The organism is Rhizobium sp. BK619 (genome assembly GCF_014195245.1).
In the GTDB taxonomy this organism is placed as follows: domain Bacteria; phylum Pseudomonadota; class Alphaproteobacteria; order Rhizobiales; family Rhizobiaceae; genus Rhizobium; species Rhizobium acidisoli.
Map to the genome: position 1 here is coordinate 174,993 of NZ_JACIBH010000008.1, position 13,804 is coordinate 188,796.

Annotated in this window: 11 protein-coding genes; 5 read left to right on the plus strand and 6 right to left on the minus strand. The window is 61.8% G+C overall.

The features are described 5' to 3' along the window. Window position 1: 1 nt before the first annotated feature. Entirely contained in the window at window positions 2-622 is a 621-nt protein-coding gene (locus FHX14_RS16870) for a helix-turn-helix transcriptional regulator (protein ID WP_184377854.1), read from the minus strand. Between the two features lie 230 nt (window positions 623-852). Between FHX14_RS16870 and FHX14_RS16875 the strand changes: the two genes are divergently transcribed. Beyond that, window positions 853-2,022 (plus strand): alpha-D-ribose 1-methylphosphonate 5-triphosphate diphosphatase, encoded by a 1,170-nt coding sequence (locus FHX14_RS16875; RefSeq protein ID WP_184377855.1) that lies wholly within the window; start codon window positions 853-855, stop codon window positions 2,020-2,022. Here FHX14_RS16875 and purN read toward each other — a convergent pair. Both purN and purM read right to left on the minus strand, forming a co-directional pair. Continuing rightward, window positions 2,019-2,690 (minus strand): phosphoribosylglycinamide formyltransferase, encoded by a 672-nt coding sequence (gene purN / locus FHX14_RS16880; RefSeq protein WP_184377856.1) that lies wholly within the window; start codon window positions 2,688-2,690, stop codon window positions 2,019-2,021. The genes FHX14_RS16875 and purN overlap by 4 nt on opposite strands. Beyond that, window positions 2,687-3,760, minus strand: coding sequence for a phosphoribosylformylglycinamidine cyclo-ligase (gene purM, locus FHX14_RS16885; protein ID WP_184377857.1), 1,074 nt, complete (start codon window positions 3,758-3,760; stop codon window positions 2,687-2,689). Before purM ends, purN begins: the two co-directional genes overlap by 4 nt. Window positions 3,761-4,004: 244 nt before the next feature. Between purM and FHX14_RS16890 the strand changes: the two genes are divergently transcribed. The 4 genes from FHX14_RS16890 (at window position 4,005) to ppx (ending at window position 9,635) form a co-directional block, all read left to right on the plus strand. Next, a complete protein-coding gene (locus tag FHX14_RS16890; protein WP_183691551.1) occupies window positions 4,005-5,129 on the plus strand; it encodes an AI-2E family transporter in 1,125 nt (374 codons plus the stop codon). Next, entirely contained in the window at window positions 5,122-5,835 is a 714-nt protein-coding gene (hdaA, locus tag FHX14_RS16895; RefSeq protein WP_184377858.1) for a DnaA regulatory inactivator HdaA, read from the plus strand. Before FHX14_RS16890 ends, hdaA begins: the two co-directional genes overlap by 8 nt. Before the next feature lie 62 nt (window positions 5,836-5,897). Beyond that, on the plus strand, window positions 5,898-8,102 hold the full coding sequence (locus tag FHX14_RS16900) for an RNA degradosome polyphosphate kinase (RefSeq protein ID WP_179610829.1): 2,205 nt from the start codon (window positions 5,898-5,900) through the stop codon (window positions 8,100-8,102). Between the two features lie 12 nt (window positions 8,103-8,114). Then, window positions 8,115-9,635: an exopolyphosphatase gene (gene ppx, locus FHX14_RS16905; protein ID WP_003587456.1), complete on the plus strand. Its 1,521-nt coding sequence runs from the start codon at window positions 8,115-8,117 to the stop codon at window positions 9,633-9,635. 260 nt (window positions 9,636-9,895) lie between these two features. On the opposite strand, the gene FHX14_RS16910 is transcribed toward ppx, so the two are convergent. The 3 genes from FHX14_RS16910 to rnd all read right to left on the minus strand — a co-directional run bounded on the left by FHX14_RS16910 (window position 9,896) and on the right by rnd (window position 13,689). After that, window positions 9,896-11,254, minus strand: coding sequence for an esterase-like activity of phytase family protein (locus FHX14_RS16910; RefSeq protein ID WP_184377859.1), 1,359 nt, complete (start codon window positions 11,252-11,254; stop codon window positions 9,896-9,898). Between the two features lie 106 nt (window positions 11,255-11,360). After that, the gene (locus FHX14_RS16915; RefSeq protein ID WP_003587454.1) at window positions 11,361-12,422 is read right to left on the minus strand and encodes an adenylate/guanylate cyclase domain-containing protein; all 1,062 of its coding nucleotides are present in this window, start codon (window positions 12,420-12,422) and stop codon (window positions 11,361-11,363) included. 121 nt (window positions 12,423-12,543) lie between these two features. Beyond that, a complete protein-coding gene (gene rnd / locus FHX14_RS16920) occupies window positions 12,544-13,689 on the minus strand; it encodes a ribonuclease D (protein ID WP_003587453.1) in 1,146 nt (381 codons plus the stop codon). Window positions 13,690-13,804 lie beyond the last annotated feature (115 nt).

Here is a 13,804-nt window from a genome sequence, read left to right on the forward strand (position 1 = left end):
GTTAGCCCTCGTCAAGTTTCGGATCGATGGAGAACTTCGCGGCGATCTGCCTCAGCCACTCGTCCGTCCAGGTGATGCGCTGGGCGCTGAGGTCCTCGACAATGCTATTGACCCATGACATTTCGGTTGCGTGAAGCGCTCGGGCATATTCCATCTCCAGAAGAAAGAGCCTTGGAACGGCCTGCGCTTCCTGCAAAGCTTCGTCGATTCGTCGAAGCTCCGACTCGATGGCTTTTGCTCTGAGTTCAAGCTGGCTCGCCACATCCTCAGGCGTAAGCAGAGGAAGAAACGACACGGCTGCGGGGAATTCCGGATATTCCCGCGTCAAGGTCGACAAGATCGCCCGCATCCATTCCAGCGCGACGTCGCGGCCCTTCTCCGTTATCTCATACACGGTCCGCTCGGGACGCTTGTCGTCCCGGACTGTTTTTTGCTGGGCAATCAAAGCTTCGCGTTCGAGCCGCTGGATTGTTTGATAAAGGCTTGCCCTCTGCATGACATTGATCACCTCGTCCTTGCCGCGCTCCTTGATGAGCCGCTGCATTCGGTAAGGATGCAGGGGCTCTTCCATGAGCATTGCGAGGACAGCGAGCGCGACTGGAGAACGTTTGATCGAGGTCATAGTCATAGCATTAATAGTTATATTATGACTAGTCAATTGATTGACGTTGGAGCTCTTGGATCGATGCTGGAATAGATCGACGTAGTGAATTCGTGAGGCGGTGCATCTGACCATTTCCAAAGCGCAAGTTTCCGCTTTAAGGTGAGCGCGCTTTGAATTTCATACGACTGTCACGAAGCGGTTTTATCCGCTGCGGTCTGTTAATCATCGATGCGGTCAGGAGAAAGCCCATGTGGCTCAGCAATTTCACCCTCGTTCTCCCAAACGAGGTGGTGAGTGAAGGTTCCGTGCGTGTTGAAGACGGCGCCATCGCCGAGATCAGGCCGGAGCCGGTCGCCGGGGCTGCCATCGATGGCGGCGGGCGGCTGCTGATGCCGGGATTCGTCGATCTCCACGGCGATATGATCGAGCGCGAGATCGCGCCGCGCCCGAATGCGACGATGCCGATCGATTTCGGCATCCACGAGCTCGACAAGAAGCTAGCTGCCGCCGGTGTCACCACGGCCTTTGCCGCCGTCTCCTTCGCCACCGAAAGCGTCTATGGCCACGTCCGCTCGTTGGAGACGACCTCGGCGGTGATCGAGGGCATCAACCGCCTGCGCGACAATCTGCTGATCGACCACCGCGTCCACGCCCGCTACGAAATCACCAATGTCGGCGCCGCTGCCGCGCTCGAGCGTCTGTTGAATGCCGATCAGATCGACATGGTTTCGCTGACCGACCACACGCCGGGCCAGGGCCAGTACAACAATCTGCAAAGCTACATTCTCAGCATTTCCGAGCGCCGCGCCATCTCCGAGGAAATGGCCGCCGAGATCGTCGCCAAGCGCATCGCCATGCGAAACAACCCCGAGATCGAAGCCAAGCTGAAAGAGATCGTCGCGCTGTCGCTGAAGCACAGGCTGTCGCTGGCCTCGCATGATGATGACAGCGTCGAAAAAGTCTCCGAAATGCACGATCTCGGCGTCACCATCAGCGAATTTCCTGTGACGGCACCTGCCGCGGAAGAGGCCCGCCGCCGTGGCCTCTGGACGCTGATGGGCGCGCCGAATGCGCTGCGCGGCCAGTCGCTGTCGGGCAATCTCAGCGCCCTCGATGCCGCCAGGTCCGGTCTCCTCAGCGTCATCGCCGCCGATTATCACCCCGCCGCCTTCGTGCCCGGCATCTTCAAACTCGCCGACATGGTGGAAGGCGGTCTGCCCTCAGCCGTCGCCATGGCGACCGCCAACGCCGCCCGCTCCGCCGGCCTCCTGGACCGCGGCGAAATCACCATCGGCCAGCGCGCCGATCTGGTGGCGGTCGAACCCGGCGACATTAACCGCATCCGCGCCACCTTCCGCGCCGGCCGCTTCGTCTACAGCGACGGCACGCTGCATCCGCTGCGGGCGCTAGCGGCCTAAGCGCGATCGCCGATCAGCGAGATCAGCTGAGCTTTGGGCGCGGTGGTCGAAGCCATAGCGCCGACGGCTTTGCCGCCTTCCATTGTCACGCGGCCTTCGGCAAAGAGCCGTAGCGCTTGCGGGTAGATCTGGTGTTCGACGGTGAGCACGCGCGCGGCGAGGCTTTCGGCCGTGTCACCGGAAAGGATTGGGACGGCCGCCTGGCCGATCACCGGTCCTTCGTCCATGCCTTCGGTGACGAAATGCACGGTGCAGCCGGCGATGCGCATGCCGGCGTCGATGGCGCGCTGATGGGTATGCAGACCGGGAAACAGCGGCAGCAGGGAAGGGTGGATGTTGAGCATCCGGCCTTCATAACGCTGGATGAAGGTCGCGGTCAGCAGCCGCATGTAGCCGGCCAGGCAGAGGATGTCGGGGGAAAGCTCATCGAGTGCGGAAAAGATCGCCGCCTCATGCGCATCCTTGCTGGGATAGTCCTTGCGAGGGAAAGCGAAGGTGGCGATGCCTTCGGCCACCGCCTTGGCAAGTCCGCCGGCATCAGCCTTGTCGGAGATCACCCCGACGATTTCGGCTGGATAGTCGGCGGCCTTGGCCGCCGCAACCAGCGCCATCATGTTGGAGCCGCTGCCGGATATGAGGACAACGACGCGTTTGCGCTTCGCGCTCATAGGGCAAGCGTGCCCTTATAGACCGTGCCGGCAGCACCCTCGTCGCGGGCGATCATGCGGCCGAGCGTGACGACGGTCTCGCCCTCGGCTTCGAGTGCGGCGGAAACGGCCGCGACATTTTCGCTAGCGACGACGGCGATCATGCCGACGCCGCAGTTGAAGGTGCGCAGCATCTCCTTGGTTTCGACGCCGCCCGTCCTGGCGAGCCACGAAAACACCGGCGGAGCCTTGACGGCGGCAAGATCGATCTCGGCCGCCAGATGCTTCGGCAGCACGCGCGGGATGTTTTCCGGGAAGCCGCCGCCGGTGATGTGGGCCAGCGCCTTGATGGCGCCGGTCTCGCGGATCGCCTTCAGAAGCGGCTTCACATAGATGCGCGTCGGCTCGAGCAGGGCTTCGCCGAGCTTCTTGCCTTCGGAAAATGGCGCCGGCGCATCCCAGCCGAGGCCGGAGAGTTCGACGATCTTGCGCACCAGCGAGAAACCGTTGGAATGCACGCCGGAGGAGGCAAGCCCGAGGATCACGTCGCCCTCGGCGATATCGCCGGAGGGCAGCAGCTTGCCGCGTTCGGCAGCGCCGACGGCAAAACCGGCGAGATCATAGTCGCCGGAGGAATACATGCCGGGCATTTCGGCCGTCTCGCCGCCGATCAGCGCGCAGCCGGCCTGCCGGCAGCCGGCGGCAATGCCGCCGACGATCGCAGCACCCTGGTCGGGATCGAGCTTGCCGGTGGCGAAATAATCGAGGAAGAACAGCGGCTCGGCGCCCTGGACGACGAGATCGTTGACGCACATCGCAACGAGGTCGATGCCGACGGTGTCGTGATAATCGGCGTCGATGGCGATCTTCAGCTTGGTGCCGACGCCGTCATTGGCGGCAACCAGAACCGGATCGGTAAAGCCCGCGGCCTTGAGATCGAAAAGCCCGCCGAAGCCGCCGATCTCGCCATCGGCGCCGGGGCGGCGGGTCGAGCGCACCGCTGGTTTGATCTTCTCGACGAGGAGGTTGCCGGCATCGATGTCGACGCCCGCGTCGCTGTAGGTCAGGCCGTTTTTCCCAGACTGGCTCATGCTGGTCTCCGATGGCTATTTCAGGCGGCAGACGCGCCGCGTCATCTGCCGGTCGCAATTGCATGACAGGGGCCTTTATGCAAGCGCCGCATGGCAAAAGCCCCCAATTTCCCGCGTCTTTCCCGAGCCTTTCCGGGATTTGCCGCGACAGGGTTGACCATCTTCGCGCCTGCATCCTATGTGCTGAATGGCCGCGTCGTTCGGATGCGGCGTTTGGCGGCGGAAAGCGATCAGCGGGGAAGCGATGCCACAGCAAGTCAGCGGCAACAGTCTCAAGCGTCAGATTTTCTTCTGGCTGGCCGTGCTCGTCTTCTTCATCGTCTTTCTCTATGTCTTCAGCTCGATCCTGCTGCCCTTCATCGCCGGCATGGCGATCGCCTATTTTCTCGATCCGGTCGCCGATCGGCTGGAACGCCTGGGCCTGAGCCGCATGATGGCGACGGTCGGCATCCTGATCGCCTTCGTCATCACCTTCGCCCTGGCGCTGATGATCCTCATTCCCGTGCTCGTCAGCCAGTTCAACGATTTCGCCGAGCGGCTGCCGGGTTATATCAGCCAGCTGCAGCAGTTCATCGACAATTCGAAAAACTCGCTGCTGCCGGACTGGGTCAGGAGCCAGGCCGGCACGCTCAAGGACAATTTCTCCGGCATCCTCTCCGAAGGCATGGGCTTCTTGACCGGGCTGTTCGCGCAGATCTGGAATTCCGGCAAGGCGATTGTCGACGTCATATCGCTGCTCGTCGTCACCCCCGTCGTCGCCTTCTATATCCTGCTCGATTGGGACCGCATGGTGGCCAAGGTCGATCAGTGGATCCCGCGCGATTATATCAGTGACGTCCGCCAGATCGCCAGCGAGATCGATCAGGCGATCGCCGGCTTCATCCGCGGCCAGGGCTCGCTCTGCCTCATCCTCGGCATTTATTATGCCGCCGGCCTGTCTCTCGTCGGTCTGAATTTCGGCCTGCTGATCGGGCTCTTCGCCGGCATGATCAGTTTCATTCCTTATGTCGGCTCGCTGGTCGGCCTCGTTCTCGCCGTCGGCGTGGCGATCGTCCAGTTCTGGCCGGATTATCCCTGGATCGGCCTGGTGCTCGCCGTCTTCTTCAGCGGCCAGTTCCTGGAAGGCAACATCCTGCAGCCGAAGCTCGTCGGGTCCAGCGTCGGGCTGCATCCGGTCTGGCTGATGTTTGCGCTGTTTGCCTTCGGCGCGCTCTTCGGTTTCGTCGGGCTTCTGGTCGCCGTGCCGGCGGCGGCTGCCGTCGGCGTCCTTGTTCGTTTCGCACTTTCACGTTACCTTCAGAGCGATCTTTATTTTGGCGGGTCGTCAGGCGGCCGCGCCCGGAAGACGAAATCAGTTCCCAATGAATGACGTGAAGAACGCTGATCCGAAGCGCAAGGCCGGAGAGCAGCTGCCACTGGTCTTTTCGCACGATGCCGCCAGCGGCCGCGACGATCTCTTGATTTCGGAGCGCCTCGCTGCCGCGGTGTCGATCGTCGATGCCTGGCCGGCATGGCCGTCGCCGGTCGTCGTGCTCGCCGGCCCGGTCGGTTCGGGAAAATCGCATCTCGCCCGCATCTGGCGGGAATTGAGCGGCGCCGTCGACATCCATCCCGAGCTGGGCTCGGACGCGGCAATTACTGCCGCCGCCGGCCCGGTGTTGTTCGAGGATGCCGACCGCCTCGGCTTCGACGACAATGCGCTCTTCCATGTCATCAACAGCGTGCGCGAAAACGGCACCAGCCTGTTGATGACCAGCCGTCTCTGGCCGATCTCCTGGCCGGTTTTGCTGCCCGATCTGCGCTCGCGCCTGAAGGCTGCGACCGTCGTCGAGATCGGCGAGCCCGACGAGGCGCTGTTGTCGCAGGTCATCGTCAAGCTGTTCGCCGACCGCCAGCTTTATATAGATGACAAACTCGTGCTCTATATCGTCAACCGGATGGAGCGGTCGCTGAACGCGGCCCAGACGATCGTCGAAAGGCTTGACCGGCTGGCCCTGTCGCGCGGCACGAAGATCACCCGGTCACTTGCTGCTGAAGTATTGAATGAATTGGGAAATTCGGAGTCGGCCGATTGACTGTCACAGTTCCGTCGTGAAACTGATATAATTGCCTTCGGCGATTGAGAACGGGGTAGACCATGGATAGCGCAGTCGCAGAACATCAGGAACTCACTCCGGAAACCAACGACAACACGCCCCCGCTGGAAGAGCTGCTCAAGAGCCCCGAGCGCTTCATCAACCGAGAATTTTCCTGGCTGCAGTTCAACCGCCGCGTCCTGGAAGAAACGTTGAATACCGAGCATCCACTGCTCGAGCGCGTGCGCTTCCTGTCGATCTCTGCCGCCAACCTCGATGAATTCTTCATGGTGCGTGTCGCCGGCCTCGAAGGCCAGGTGCGCCAGAACATCGCCATCCGCAGCCCCGACGGCAAGACGCCGGCCGAGCAGCTCGATTCGATCCTGCAGGAGATCGACCATCTGCAGATGGAGCAGCAGGCCTCGCTCGCCGTGCTGCAGCAGTATCTCGCCAAGGAAGATATTCTGATCGTGCGCCCCGGCGCCTTGAGTGATGCCGACCGCCAGTGGCTGGCGACCGAATTCGAACAGGCGATCTTTCCGGTTCTGACGCCGCTGTCGATCGATCCAGCCCATCCGTTCCCATTCATTCCGAACCTCGGCTTCTCGATCGGCCTGCAGCTCGTCAGCAAGAACGGCCGCGAGCCGATGACGGCGCTCTTGCGCCTGCCGCCGGCGCTCGACCGCTTCGTCCGTCTGCCGGATGATGGAAACACCATCCGCTACATCACGCTCGAGGATGTCGCCAACATCTTCATCCACCGGCTCTACCCGGGTTACGAGGTGCAGGGCTCCGGTACCTTCCGCGTCATCCGCGACAGCGATATCGAAGTCGAGGAAGAGGCTGAGGATCTCGTCCGCTTCTTCGAAACGGCGCTGAAGCGGCGGCGTCGCGGCAAGGTCATCCGCATCGAGACCGACTCGGAAATGCCGGCCTCGCTGCGTCAGTTCGTCGTCCAGGCGCTGAATATCCCCGATAATCGCGTCGCCGTTCTGCCGGGGCTTCTGGCCTTGAACACCCTCTCCGAGATCACCAAGGCGCCGCGCGACGATCTCAGATTTCCGTCCTACAATGCGCGATTTCCCGAGCGCGTCCGCGAACATGCCGGTGACTGCTTCGCCGCCATCCGCGAAAAGGACATGGTGGTTCATCACCCCTATGAATCTTTCGACGTGGTCGTCCAGTTTCTTCTCCAGGCTGCGCGCGATCCTGACGTCCTGGCGATAAAGCAGACGCTTTACCGCACCTCCAACGACAGCCCGATCGTCCGCGCGCTGATCGACGCCGCCGAAGCCGGCAAGTCGGTGACGGCGCTGGTCGAGCTCAAGGCCCGCTTCGACGAAGAGGCGAACATCCGCTGGGCGCGCGATCTCGAGCGCGCCGGCGTGCAGGTCGTCTTCGGCTTCATCGAGCTCAAGACCCACGCCAAGATGTCGATGGTCGTCCGCCGCGAGGAAGGCAAGCTCAGGACCTATTGCCACCTCGGAACCGGCAACTACCACCCGATCACCGCGAAGATCTATACCGATCTCTCCTATTTCACCTGCAATCCGGTCATCGCCCACGACATGGCGAACATCTTCAATTTCATCACCGGCTACGGCGAGCCGGAACAGGGCATGCAGCTTGCCATCTCGCCCTATACGATGCGCCCGCGCATCCTGCGCCACATCGAGGAAGAGATTCAGCATGCCCGCAACGGATCGCCGGCGGCGATCTGGATGAAGATGAATTCGCTTGTCGACCCCGACATCATCGATGCGCTCTATCGCGCCAGCCATGCCGGCGTCGAGATCGATCTTGTCGTGCGTGGCATCTGCTGCCTGCGCCCGCAGGTGCCGGGCCTCTCGGAGAAGATCCGCGTCAAGTCGATCATCGGCCGCTTCCTCGAACACAGCCGCATCTTCTGCTTCGGCAACGGCCACGGCCTGCCGTCCGACAAGGCGCTGGTTTATATCGGTTCGGCCGACATGATGCCGCGAAATCTCGACCGCCGCGTCGAAACCATGGTTCCGCTGACGAACCCCACCGTTCACGAGCAGGTTTTGTCCCAGATTATGCTCGGCAACGTGATTGACAATCAACAAAGCTACGAGATATTGCCCGACGGTACGTCGCGGCGCATGGAAGTGCGCAGAGGCGAGGAACCGTTCAATGCGCAGCAGTATTTCATGACCAATCCGAGCCTGTCAGGCCGTGGTGAAGCTCTGAAGTCCAGCGCGCCGAAACTGATCGCCGGCCTGCTCGAAGGCCGCAACAACAAGTAAAACTGGACCTAAATGGTTGAATCTGAAGCCCAGGGGCGCCTTCCGGGGATCGCCCCGGTCTCCGTTGTCGACATTGGATCGAATTCCATTCGTCTCGTCGTCTACGAAGGCATGTCCCGCTCGCCGACCATTCTTTTCAACGAAAAGGTCCTCTGCGGCCTCGGCAAAGGCATAGCCGTCACCGGCAAGATGGATGAAGACAGCGTCATCAGGGCTCTGGCGGCGCTGCACCGTTTCAAGGCTCTGTCCGACCAGGCGCGCGCCGCCACCATGTATGTGCTGGCAACGGCCGCCGCCCGCGAGGCGAGCAATGGGCCCGATTTCATTCACCAGGCGGAAACCATCCTCGGCCGCAAGGTCCGTGTGCTCTCCGGCGAGGAGGAGGCGAAATTCGCCTCGCTCGGCATCATCAGCGGCTTCTTTAATCCCGACGGCATCGCCGGCGACCTCGGCGGCGGCTCGCTTGAGCTGATCGATATCAGGGGCAAGGAGTTCGGCAAGGGCATCACGCTGCCGCTTGGCGGCCTGCGCCTGTCGGAATATGCCGGCGGCTCGCTCTCCAAGGCCCGCACCTTTGCCCGCAAGCAGGTGAAGACGGCAAAGCTGCTGTCGAAAGGCGAGGGGCGCACCTTCTACGCCGTCGGCGGCACATGGCGAAACATCGCCAAGCTGCACATGGAAATCACCAACTATCCGCTGCACATGATGCAGGGCTACGAGGTATCGCTTGAAGCGATGATGCTGTTCCTCGAACAGGTGGTGACCGCGCGTGATTCGAAGGAGCCTGCGTTTCAGGCCGTCTCCAAGCACCGCCGGTCGCTGCTGCCCTTCGGCGCCGTCGCCATGACGGAAGTGCTGAGCGCGATGAAACCGTCGGTGATTTCCTTCTCGGCGCAGGGCGTGCGTGAGGGATATCTCTATTCGCTGCTGTCGGAGGCCGAGCGCCGCCTCGATCCGCTGCTGGCCGCTGCCGGCGAGCTGGCGATCCTGCGTGCCCGTTCGCCCGAGCATGCCCGCGAGCTGGCGGAATGGACCGGCCGCATGATGCCCTTGTTCGGCGTCCAGGAAACCGAAGAGGAAAGCCGCTATCGTCAGGCCGCCTGTCTGCTTGCCGATATCAGCTGGCGCGCCCATCCCGACTATCGCGGCCTGCAGGCGCTGAACGTCATCGCCCACTCCTCCTTCGTCGGCATCAGCCATCCTGGCCGCGCTTTCATCGCGCTGACCAATTACTACCGTTTCGAAGGCCTGCACGATGACGGCGCCACCGGCCCGCTGGCGCAGATCGCCACACCCCAGTTCATCGAGCGTGCCAAGCTGCTCGGCGGCATGCTGCGCGTCGTCTACCTCTTTTCGGCCTCGATGCCCGGCATCGTCAAAAGCCTGAGCTTCCGCAAATCGTCGAACCCGGACCTCGACCTCGAATTCGTCGTGCCGCCCGAATACCGCGATTTCGCCGGCGAACGCCTGGACGGGCGCCTGCAGCAGCTGTCGAAGCTGACGAACAAGAGGCTGGCGTTCCGGTTCGAGTAGGAAGGCATCCTTTCGGCGGGCTCTTGTGGCCGTGCCGTCCCTCCGCCCTCCCTCATTCCTGTGCTCGTCACAGGAATCCAGCCAACGCGCGTCGGCGCGGTGAATGACTCACTTGCTCATCAAAGAGTCTCCCGCGCCCAATGACTTGGGCGCACTGGATTCCTGTGACGAGCACAGGAGTGAGGGAGAATTGGACGTGCATCCAAAGACAAAGAGCGGCGCTATCGCACCGCCCTTCCTATTAGATATCAGAACCCAAACTACTTCGCGTTCAAAAACTCGCCAACCTCAAGCAGGCTGAACTCGTTATTATCAGCCTTGTCGACGGCGCGGCCGGCGGAGAAGGGCAGGTTGTTGTCGTTGCCGATGATGATGTGGTTGGCGTCGACGCGGTCGACGTTTTCGATCGTCACGAACGGCATGTCGTAGACGCCGTCCTTGGCTCCGGCCTTCTTCTTGTTGTCGGAGTCCTGGATGTTCAGGAGGTCGATATAGCCGATCTTGCGGACCGACTTGCCGGCATTGGCGTCGTTGAACTCGATCTTGTAGACGCGCTTCAGTTCGGCCGGAGCCTCGAAGCAATCCGGCTTCGGCTGCTTCGGGTCTGCGCAGGCCTTGTCCTTGGTGCCGGCGCCGCTGTCGCGCTCGATGACGAGAGCGGTGGTGTCGTCGAGCATGTTGAAGTCGCCGATCGAGACACCCTTGTCCTCGAACGGATAGAGCCAGCTACGGCCGGTCCACTTCTTGGCGGCGACGTCGAATTCGATAACGCGGACGGCTGTATGGCCGTCGACCGATTCCATCTGGCCGTCATCCTTGTAGATGGCGCCCTCGAGCAGGCCGTAGAGCTTGGTGCCGTCCTTCGACATGGCGAGGCCTTCGAAACCGCCGGAGCGCTTCAGGTTGAAGACCGGCATCTTCGCAGCCGGGTTGCCCGGGAGCTGGATCAGCGGATCGTCGGGCGAAAGCACCGGCTTGCCGTCGAGCGTCGTCGCGATGACGTCGGTGAGGCGGCCTGCCGTGTCGACCTTCAGGATATAGGGACCGAATTCGTCGCCGAGCCAGAAACCATCGGCAACCGGCTGGATCGATTCGATATCGAAGTCGGCGCCGGTGAGGTAGCGCGTATCGGTACCTTCGAGCACGATCGGGAAGGGGGCGATCTTGTTCGGATCGGAGAGGAACAGGTTCTTGACGACGTCAGCCTTGTTGGCTGCCCAGTCGAACTTCATCTGGTGCAAGAAGAGCATGGAGTCCGAGGAATTGGCCTTCGAGCCGAAGCCGTTGTCCGTCAGCGTCCAGAAGGTGCCGTCGGCCATCGTCTTGATGCCGGAGAAGCCCTGGATCGCCTGACCGTCGAAGGGAAGCTTCAGGTCGGTGACGCGGGCGCCGTCCTTGCCGGGAACTGTGCCGAGCGCTTCGGTGCGCTTGCGGTCCGCCGTCGTGAACTTGCCGGAATGTTTCAGGAATTCAGGGGCATCGGTCGGAGCTGGAGCCATGGTGTTGGCAGGCAGGATTGCCTGGCCGGCGAGCTTGGCCGGAAACTGCTGCTGGTCGGCCGAAGCGGAGCCGGTCATCAGGATGAAAAGCGATACGGAAGCAAAAAGGACGTTCTTCATAATATCCCCATGGAACGGATGCGAATGGCATCCGCTTAGCAGGGCTTCCGTGTCAGCGAATTGACGGTTGGGTGAAGCTTTGGTGACGCGGGTTAAAAGCGTTTGCTCAGCCGTGCAGAATGACGGCAGGCGTGTTCAGCACGGTCACCGCGCGCGAGGAAAGCGCCATCACGCCGAGCGCCTGGCCGCGCCCCCTGACGGCATGGGTGCCGAGATCCTCGCAGGATATATCGTCGGGAAATTTCATGCGCTGCGCAAGGTCGGCCGAAATCAGCACTGGCCGATTGAGGCTGCGGCAGAGCGTTTCCAGCCGGGCTGTGGTGTTCACCGTGTCGCCGAAATAGCTGATCTTGTGATGATCGACGCCAATTTCGGCGGTGATGATCTCGCCGCCGTGAAGGGCTGCGCGCAGCTTCGGCACCTGTCCGTAGCTTTTCCGCCAGCCGGCGGCATTGGCTTCGATATCGGCGAGGATGTCGAAGATGCAGCGCACGCAGCGCGCGCCCTTGATGCCGCGGGCAAGCGGCCAGGTGATGATCGCCGCATCGCCGACATAGTCGTTGATCATGCCCTTATGGCGCCTGACGGGCTCGGCGAAGGTCGCAAACAGCGAGCTCAGCAGCTGCTGCGCGCGGAGGTCGCCGTGTTTTTCGGCAAAAGCCGTCGAGTCGACGAGATCGATGAACAGGAAGACGCGCTCTTCCCTGACCGGATTGCGATAGCGGCTGACCAGCATGCTGACGAATACCTCGCGGCCGAGCAGTTCCCGCACGCGCAGGATGAAGATCAGCGCCGAGCAGACGGCAAGCGCATAGAGGAAGACCTCGTAGGGCATGATGACGAGATCGAGGAACGACGTTGGCTTCACCATGCCGAGCGACGAGAGCAGCAGCGCGGCACAGGCAAAGCCGATGCTCATCAGGATCTCGTAGATCACCAGCTCGCTGATGATGAAAGCGAAGGTCGGCAGCTTCTGAATACGTCTGTACAGCGTGCGGAACAGCGCCTTGCGCTCGAAGGCGATGATCGGCATGCCGATGAACAGCGCGAAGATCGCGCCGACAACGGGCGTCTGATTGGAGTAGAACATCAGATCGTAGACGACGCCGCTGGCGGCCAGAACCATCGTGATCAGGATCCAGTTCTGCGTCGGAGATATTTCCCGCATGCCGCCTCTTCGCCGTGATTTGCCGTCAGCCATTGTTTCAGCTGGGAAAAAAGCGTCAAGCGAATTCGATTGTCGTCTTGCAACGCCGCGCGGACGCGCAAAGGCGCTGCAACACTTGAACCTAGAGGCTGACGGTTTCGACCTTGCGGCCGACAAAGCGCAGAGCGATCTGACCCTGGATCAGCTGCAGCGCCGGCTCGCCGAAAAGGTCGCGCCGCCAGCCGTGCAGGGCGGCGACTTCGGCTTTCTCGCCCTCGGCGGCGATCCGGTCGAGATCCTCGCTGTTGGCGATCACCTTCGGCGCCACGCCGTGTTTCTCCGAAATCAGCTTCAAGAGCACCTTCAGCAATTCGACGGCAGCGGCGGCCCCTTCGGGCGCCTGCGCCTGGCGCGGCACATGTGGCATATCGGCTTTCGGAAGAGCGAGCGCGGCGTTGACGGCCTCGATGACGGCGCCGCCGGAGGTCGAGCGCTCCCAGCCTTTCGGAATGGTGCGCAACCGGCCAAGCGCCTCGGTATCCTTTGGCTGCTGCTGGGCGATCTCGTAGATCGCATCATCCTTCAGCACCCGTGAACGCGGCACGTTGCGCGACCGCGCCTCGCGTTCGCGCCAGGCGGCGACAAATTTCAGGATCGCCAGCTCCTGCGGCTTGCGCAGGCGCATCTTCAGCCGCTGCCAGGCATCGTCGGGATGCAGATCGTAGGTTTCGCGCGCCTCGAGAATGTCCATCTCCTCGGAGAGCCAGGAGGTGCGGCCTTCACGATCGAGTTCCGCCTTCAGCGACAGATAGACGTCGCGCAGGTGGGTGACGTCGGCCAGCGCATATTCCAGCTGCTTGTCGGAGAGCGGCCGGCGGCTCCAGTCGGTGAAGCGCGACGACTTGTCGATATGGACGTTCTTGATGCGGCTGACCAGCTGATCATAGGAGACGCTGTCGCCGAAGCCGCAGACCATGGCGGCGACCTGCGTGTCGAAGATCGGATGCGGAATGAGATTGCCGCGGTTGAAGATGATTTCGATGTCCTGACGGGCCGCGTGAAAGACCTTCAGCACCTTCGGATCCGCCATCAGCTCGAAGAAGGGGGTAAGATCGATGCCCTTGGCCAGCGGATCGACGAGCACTTCGGTCGTCGGGCTCGCCATCTGGATCAGGCAAAGCTCCGGCCAGAAGGTCGTCTCGCGCAGGAATTCGGTGTCGATGGTGATGAAGTCGGACTTGGCCAGCTCTTTGCAGGCGGCCGCCAAATCGGCGGTGGTTTCGATCATATCATTTCATTCGCAAGGAAAAGGTCGGTTGAACCTTCCTTCTCCTTTCGCTTCGATATGTCAATACAACAGCATAAGCTTCCCGCATTGCTGGCTAAGAATTACGTCCAAACTG

Excerpts from the sequence above, each read along its gene's own strand:
- FHX14_RS16870 (WP_184377854.1), bottom strand. The coding sequence starts at position 622 with ATGACCTCGATCAAACGTTCTCCAGTCGCGCTCGCTGTCCTCGCAATG.
- FHX14_RS16875 (WP_184377855.1), top strand. The coding sequence starts at position 853 with ATGTGGCTCAGCAATTTCACCCTCGTTCTCCCAAACGAGGTGGTGAGT.
- purN (WP_184377856.1), bottom strand. The coding sequence starts at position 2,690 with ATGAGCGCGAAGCGCAAACGCGTCGTTGTCCTCATATCCGGCAGCGGC.
- purM (WP_184377857.1), bottom strand. The coding sequence starts at position 3,760 with ATGAGCCAGTCTGGGAAAAACGGCCTGACCTACAGCGACGCGGGCGTC.
- FHX14_RS16890 (WP_183691551.1), top strand. The coding sequence starts at position 4,005 with ATGCCACAGCAAGTCAGCGGCAACAGTCTCAAGCGTCAGATTTTCTTC.
- hdaA (WP_184377858.1), top strand. The coding sequence starts at position 5,122 with ATGAATGACGTGAAGAACGCTGATCCGAAGCGCAAGGCCGGAGAGCAG.
- FHX14_RS16900 (WP_179610829.1), top strand. The coding sequence starts at position 5,898 with ATGGATAGCGCAGTCGCAGAACATCAGGAACTCACTCCGGAAACCAAC.
- ppx (WP_003587456.1), top strand. The coding sequence starts at position 8,115 with ATGGTTGAATCTGAAGCCCAGGGGCGCCTTCCGGGGATCGCCCCGGTC.
- FHX14_RS16910 (WP_184377859.1), bottom strand. The coding sequence starts at position 11,254 with ATGAAGAACGTCCTTTTTGCTTCCGTATCGCTTTTCATCCTGATGACC.
- FHX14_RS16915 (WP_003587454.1), bottom strand. The coding sequence starts at position 12,422 with ATGCGGGAAATATCTCCGACGCAGAACTGGATCCTGATCACGATGGTT.
- rnd (WP_003587453.1), bottom strand. The coding sequence starts at position 13,689 with ATGATCGAAACCACCGCCGATTTGGCGGCCGCCTGCAAAGAGCTGGCC.